The sequence below is a fragment of the Desulfurellaceae bacterium genome (assembly GCA_021296095.1).
GTDB lineage: Bacteria > Desulfobacterota > Binatia > Bin18 > Bin18 > JAAXHF01.
The window spans coordinates 946-7690 of record JAGWBB010000123.1; the positions used below are offsets into that span (position 1 = coordinate 946).

The following is a 6745-nucleotide window of genomic DNA, read 5'->3' on the forward strand; positions in this document are numbered from 1 at the left end:
TGAGCCATCGCGCCTACCATATTGCCCTGGCGGACCGGTCGCTGATCGGCTAAGAAAGACCCCAGGGATGCCGCCCCGATCCTACCAGAGGCCACGGCGGGCGGATATGTCTCTGACGAACTTTCCGAGAAAAAACGGTATGAACGCAACACAGATCGTTGAACGAATCTACGCAGCACTGTCGGCGAAGATTCGGCAGGGAGTGATCCCAATTGCGCTCCGACCTCCTTCCCTGGTTGGCACGGTTCAAGATGATCCGTTCGATTCTTGGGTCGGCGATCAGATCAGGCGTGTCCTCTCGGATGTCGAAGTCGTTCACGCCGGAAAATTGACAACACCCGATATTGTACTGCGACACAACGCGAGCAACACGATTGTGGGACTCGAGGTGAAAAAGCTTATTCAGCAGGCCAACGGAAAGGACCCGAGAGGTCTGACAATTGATTACAATAGTTGTCTGCCGTGCGGTAAGACGCTCGTCAAGATTGGACGAGATACCGTGGAAGTTCCCTGCTTCTACCTCTTCGCCTTGCTGAGTAATGACAGCGCCTCAATGGTAACCTCCATTCTTATGGACGGAGATTTTCTCAATTATGACTTCGATCTGCACAAGGAAGCGAAATATGCCAATCACAGTGAGTACGATCACGGCCCATATGGAGAAGGCTCTGTTCGACATCGACGGATGTACACATATCCGAATCCGCTGAACTACAAACTGAATTTCTTTCATCTTCGTCACATCCTCATAATCAAACAGTACGACTTGTCGCTACTGTCTGCACGCCAGGCGAACTGCACTGACCTCATTATCAGAGATGACAAGTACCAGAACTCTTTCCACTATGTCGTACTCGACAGCTCCACGAGCCGTTCCTTGCCTCTTGAGCAACTGCCGGTTCGACGGGACATTTTTCGAGCCTGCAAGATCCGACGCCCAAGGGAGCGTGTGGTAGCCATGCCTCAGCTGTCAGAATAATCCTCATGCCAAAGCTCATAGAGACAGATTTCCCGTTTGCGGAACTCTCGCTCGTCGCTGAACGGGAATCGTGGCGCAAAGAGGTGTACCGTCCTCTCTACTACCTCCATAAGTGGTGGGCGCGAAGGCTGGGCTCAGTCTTCCGGGGGATAGTTTTGGGGGCCTGTTTAGAGGAAGGTGAGGATTTCTGGAAGCGTTTCTATAGCAAGAACAGTTTTGAAGAGACCGTCGTCTTCGATCCCTTTATGGGAAGCGGGGTTGCTGTTGGTGAAGCAGTCAAGCTCGGCTGCAAAGCCGCAGGCTGTGACATAAACCCAGTCGCTTATATCGCCTGTCGCGCTGCATTTTCCCGATATACGGCTACCGAAGTTCTCTCCATCTACCGGAGTTTGGAGCGGACTCTTGCCCCGAAACTGCTTAGCTATTTTCGAACCAAAACAGGGACAGGACAGGACGCGACCGTTTTGTACTATTTTCTGGTGAAAGTTGTCTCTTGCCCGGAATGCGGAAAAGATATTGACCTTTTCAAAACACAGCTGTTCTCCAAAAACGCGATTCCCCGCAAGGACCCAACCGCCCGCGCCTTATGTCCAGCCTGTGGCGCTGTGAACGTGACGGTTTACAATGCCGAGCGCGTCAACTGCTCGGGGTGCTCGCTGACGTACAATCCCCAACACGGGAATATTAGCGGCGGGGAAGTCCGCTGCGATACGTGCCGGCACTCTTTCCGCCTTATCGACAGGATGAAGTCCTTTGAGGGGCCTTTACCTTTTCGGCGCTATGCAAAAATGCTGCTGACAGAAGCCGGGCACAAGCTGTATGAGCCGATGAACGAGTTCGATAAGGAGCTTGAGCATCGTATCGCAGAAGAGTCCTCCGGTGTCTCAGAGAGTTTCCCCAGTGTCGCTATCGAGCCTGGCTACAACACGAACCAAATGCTGAAGCATAACTATCGCCACTGGCACGAACTCTTCTCAGACAGACAACTCGTGTGTATCAAGCATCTTTTGGAGGCGATCAAGAGTCTTGAGGATACAGACTTGAAACGTCTGTTTGCCTGTCTCTTCTCTGGAACTTTAGAATTTAACAACATGTTCACGTCTTTTAAAGGCGAAGGGACAGGGGCGGTACGCCACATGTTCTCTCACCACGTCCTGAAGCCAGAAATGATGCCTCTTGAGGCGAATATCTGGGGAACGAGCAAGTCTTCTGGGGCCTTTTCGGGCTTATTTCGTTCGCGTGTCGAGAGGGCACTCGCCTATAAGGCTGATCCGTCTGAACTCTCGATTCGTTCATCGAAGAGCAGAAAAGTCGGAGGGATTAACCAGCCCGTCTCAGTACATGTGGCAGACAGTTTCGCCCAGCTCACTTCACAGCCAAAGACGGTATACCTAAGCTGTGGGGATTCCGGGCGTACTGATATATCCGCCAAGAGCGTTGACATAATTGTGACCGACCCACCTTTTTTTGACAATGTTCACTATTCACAGCTGGCCGATTTCTTTTACTACTGGCTCAATCAGGCTCTCGAATTTTCCTCAGTCATGACGACGAGAAGGGCGAACGAGGTGCAAGACACCGATCCTGAACTTTTCACAGCGAAGCTCGGTGCGGTTTTCGCCGAGTGTAGTCGTGTCCTCAGCGACAATGGTCTGTTTGTTTTCACCTACCATCACGCGCGTCATGAGGGCTGGACCTGTGTCCATCGAGCGATCAGACAAGCCGGATTTCTCTGCGCCCGGACCTACCCCATCAAGGCTGAGATGTCAGTGTCAATGCCTCTGCGACAGGCGACATCGCCAATCCACTTGGATCTTATTCTGGTCTGTCATAAGGCCGAAAACAGAGTCGCAAATGACCGGGTCAGTCAGCCATATCAATCGGCACTTGACACTGCGAGGGAACAAGTCTCAAGGCTGAAATCAGCCGGTATCAAGGTGTCCCTCGGTGACGCGAAAGTCATTCTGATGGGATGCTTTCTGTGCGAAGCCCATACAATGGGCGATCTTGACCGGGAGGAGAGGTTTCTTGACGAGTTGGAGCAGCGTCTCGATACATACGTCGCTCAGCTCATGTCGGTAAAAGGCGAAGTGCTCTATGAGGCCAAGGACTCAGAGCAGCTTCGGCTCTTTGAGGACATGGAGACTTACTTGGTGAAACAGGAGATAGGGCTGACATCATAGACCAACCGGTGCCCGCTGATAGCCACAATCTCTGCCATCCCATCTGATCCCCCCATGCCAACGTCTGTCGCCACTTCGCTGTCCCGCTTCCGCCGTCTGCTGCCCTTTGTTACACCCTTTGTGCGGCGTCTGATAGCGGTCTTCGGGCTGTCCCTGTTTGGCACTGTGCTGGGTCTGCTGTGGCCCATTTTTACCAAGATTCTGATTGACGACGTGCTGCTGGCCAGGAATCTGCACCTGCTGTTTGTGCTGAGCGGGGTGATGGTCGTGGTGACGGCCGTCGGCTATGTGGTCGGCGCCGTCAACCGCTACTACTACACCCAAATCACCGCCCGCATCCTGTTCTCCCTGCGCCAGCACGTGTTCGCCCATCTCCAGGCCCTGTCCCTGCGTTTTCATACCCATAATCGGGTCGGCGACCTGCTGTCGCGGCTCAACACCGATATCGCCGAGATCCAGGCGGTGCTGACCGACGCGGCGTTTACCTTTGTGGCCAACGTGTTTGTCCTGATCGCGACCCTGGGCTTTCTGGTGTGGCTGAACTGGAAGCTGTGTGTGGTCGCCCTGCTGGTCGTGCCGTTGCAGCTGTACGGCGTCAACAAGGTCCGTCCCCGGCTGGTCGAGGAGACGCGCCGGGTGCGGGAGCTGAACGCCCGGCTGTCTTCCTTTCTGGTCGAATCGCTGTCCGCGGTGCGCTTTGTCAAGCTGTTCGGGGTCGAGCAGCGCCAGCTCGAACGGCTGGGCCGGCTGGGACAACAGTTTGTGACTATTGTGACGCGCTACGAGATGCTGGGTTATGCCGCCAGCAGCGCCTCGACCGCTACCACCTTTCTGGGTGGCGCGCTGACGACCCTGTACGGCGGCTATCTGGTGATCGACGGGCAGCTGAGCATTGGTGGGCTGGTCGCCTTCTCGGCCTACCAGTCCCGGGCCTTCAGTCCCTTACAGGTGCTGATGGATCTGTATCTGCGGATTGAACGGGCCGGGGTGTCGGTTGATCGGGTTTTTGAATTCCTGGATGTCGACCAGGTCGAGCGGCTCGGCCACGGCCGGCGGCTGGCCGGGCTGCGGGGAGAGATCGAGTTTCGGGAGGTCTCGTTTGCCTACAACCCGGACGAGCCGGTCCTGGACCGGGTCAGTTTTCACATTCCGGCCGGCGGACGGCTGACCCTGCTGGGGCCGAGCGGGAGTGGCAAATCGACCCTGGCCGACCTGTTGGTGCGCCTGTACGAACCCCAGGCTGGGACAATCCTGCTCGATGGTCAACCGCTGTCGGCGTGCGAACTCGCCTGGCTGCGCTCACAGCTCGTGGTGGTCGATCACGAGCCGGTGCTGTTTAACGCCTCGCTGCTGGACAACCTGCGCTACGCCCAGCCTGAGGCATCGGAGCAGGACGTTGTTGCCGCCACGACCATGCTCGGCCTGCACGAGTTCATTGTCTCTTTGCCGGGCGGCTACCAGACCTCGGTCGGCGAGCGTGGCGCCCGGCTGTCAGCCGGGCAGAGACAGCGCGTTGGCCTGGCCCGAGCAGTGCTGAAACGTCCGACGGTTCTGGTCCTGGACGAAGCCCTGTCCGGCCTCGATGTCCGGGCTGAGGCCGAGGTGCGGACGGCCCTGGAGGCGTTCATGCGGGATCGCACCCTGATCTGCATCACCCATCGTCTGTCCTCCCTGCGGCTGGGCGAGCCGGTGATTGTCGTTGAGCGCGGGCGGGTAGGCTGGGCCGGCCGCTATACGGACGCGGCAGCCCTGCCGAGTCAAACCCGGACGAGTCTGCAAGAGGCAGAGCTGCAAGCGGTGGGTAAGGGCTGAGGGAATAGCCTCGTCTCAGCGCTGGCGCACCAAAAATCGGCGGGCCTCTTCAGAGCTGAGCTGCGGGCAGGTCTCGGCGAGTAAGGCCAGCACGGCCGAGACATGGGCTGAGGCAAAGCTGTGGCCCCGAAAATTGCGTTCCTGGGCCAGGCCGGGCAGCGGCCGGGGCTGGGAGTGGGCGCGAAAAGGCACCGGATCATCGCTGGCATAACGATAGTCGTTCCAGCCGCACCGCTCGTCTCCGGCCACCCCGATCACCCCTGGCAGCGCGGCCGGCCACACGTCGGCCCGGCCGGGCGGGGAGGCCGCGACCAGGACGCAGCCCGCAGCCCGAGCCTGCTCAAGCAGTCGGCTGAGCCGGGCCCGATGTTCGGGCTTATTGGTGCCGAGGCTGAGATTGACGATCTTGATCTTGTGGGCGATAGCCCAGCCCAGGCCGGCTTCGAGCAGCCCAATCGGCGCGCCCAGACGTTGGCTGAAAATCCTGACCGCGTACAGCTCGGCCTGGGGAGCTTTGGCCCGCACAATTCCGGCCAGCGCGGTGCCGTGGCCGAGTTGGTCGGAGTAGCTGTCATCTTCCCGGACCGTCCCATCGTCGGCCAGCCACAAGCCCACCCCGCCAGCTACCGCGCCCACATGGGAATGGGCGGCGTTAATGCCGCTGTCGATCAGGGCGACGCCGACACCCCGGCCGGTGGCCTGGCTGAGATCGGGTGGGTGATCCGTTCGGTCCATCGTCTCCCTGTGCTAGCAACAAGACGGAACGGCATCAAGCTGCGCTTCATTCAGCATCCAGCTGTCGGTGTGTCAGCGTCTTTCAAACCCCGGACGCTGGGTGTAGGATGCCGGCTGGAAGCGAAAGAGACCCGCACCATGAACATGCGCATTGCTATCCCCGTGTGTTGTCTGCTGCTCCTGGTACCGCTTCGGACCTGGGGCCAGCCGGACACCGTGCGAACGATCCTGGAAGACCGCTGCTCGGGCTGTCATGCGCCGCGTGAGTCCGACGGCAAATTGGACGCGATCGAGTTTCAGCGCAAGACTCCCGAAGGCTGGGAGATGACCATCTCGCGGATGGTGCTGACCCACCAGGTCGAACTCCAGCCCGGCGAAGCCCGCCGCCTGGTCAAATACCTGAGCGATCAGTATGGCCTGGCACCGGCCGAGGTCGCACCCTTTCAGCCGCTTCTGGCCCGTGATCATACCGTCACCAGCCAGGACGTGCCGGAGGCGCTGCGGGCCGGCTGTGTTCAGTGCCATTCCTACGCTCGGACCGCCCTCCAGGGCCGAACCGCCGAAGAGTGGGGGCGCTTGATCGACGCCAAACTGGCCCTGCTGCCCAATATCGAAAACGAAACGGTCTCGGCCGGTGACTACGCCAAACAGCAGGCCGCGCCGTATCTGGTCAAGGCTCTGCCTTTTCGTAGCGAGGCGTGGAGCAGCTGGCAGTCCCGGCCCAAGGCCGACTATAGCGGGGAGTGGAAAGTCGTCGGTCACGATTCCGGTCGGGGCGGAGACTATGTGGGCCGCCTGACGCTGGAGGCCGGAGAAGGGGATCGCTACACCGGCAGCTTCCGCTACGAGTTCTCGAACGGCCTCGCCCTGTCCGGTCAAACAACGGCGATTGTCTACGCCGGCTTTCAGTGGCGCGGGGTCGCTCAGCTGGGCGAGGGTGAGGCCCAAACCAGCCAACGCGAGATCTTCTTTGCCAGTGAAGACGGCCAACAGATTGAGGGCCGGCGTCTGCTGACCGCCTACGGCGATCTGGCCC

The 6745-nt window shown here is 58.9% G+C and carries 5 protein-coding genes; 4 read left to right on the forward strand and 1 reads right to left on the reverse strand.

All coding sequences use genetic code 11. The features are described from left to right. Nucleotides 1-139: 139 nt before the first annotated feature. The 3 genes from J4F42_20575 to J4F42_20585 are packed head-to-tail and all read left to right on the forward strand — an operon-like array spanning nucleotide 140 to nucleotide 4974. Nucleotides 140-979 (forward strand): hypothetical protein, encoded by an 840-nt coding sequence (locus tag J4F42_20575; GenBank protein MCE2487916.1) that lies wholly within the window; start codon nucleotides 140-142, stop codon nucleotides 977-979. Nucleotides 980-984: 5 nt separating this feature from the next. After that, nucleotides 985-3162, forward strand: coding sequence for a hypothetical protein (locus J4F42_20580; GenBank protein ID MCE2487917.1), 2178 nt, complete (start codon nucleotides 985-987; stop codon nucleotides 3160-3162). Nucleotides 3163-3216: 54 nt separating this feature from the next. Further along, nucleotides 3217-4974: an ABC transporter ATP-binding protein gene (locus J4F42_20585; GenBank protein ID MCE2487918.1), complete on the forward strand. Its 1758-nt coding sequence runs from the start codon at nucleotides 3217-3219 to the stop codon at nucleotides 4972-4974. 15 nt (nucleotides 4975-4989) lie between these two features. Here the strand turns inward: J4F42_20585 and J4F42_20590 are convergent, their stop codons facing one another. Next, nucleotides 4990-5709 (reverse strand): S8 family serine peptidase, encoded by a 720-nt coding sequence (locus tag J4F42_20590; GenBank protein MCE2487919.1) that lies wholly within the window; start codon nucleotides 5707-5709, stop codon nucleotides 4990-4992. Nucleotides 5710-5847: 138 nt separating this feature from the next. Here J4F42_20590 and J4F42_20595 point away from each other — a divergent pair. Then, nucleotides 5848-6745, forward strand: an 898-nt coding sequence (locus J4F42_20595) for a hypothetical protein (protein ID MCE2487920.1), incomplete at its 3' end; no start/stop codon positions are given.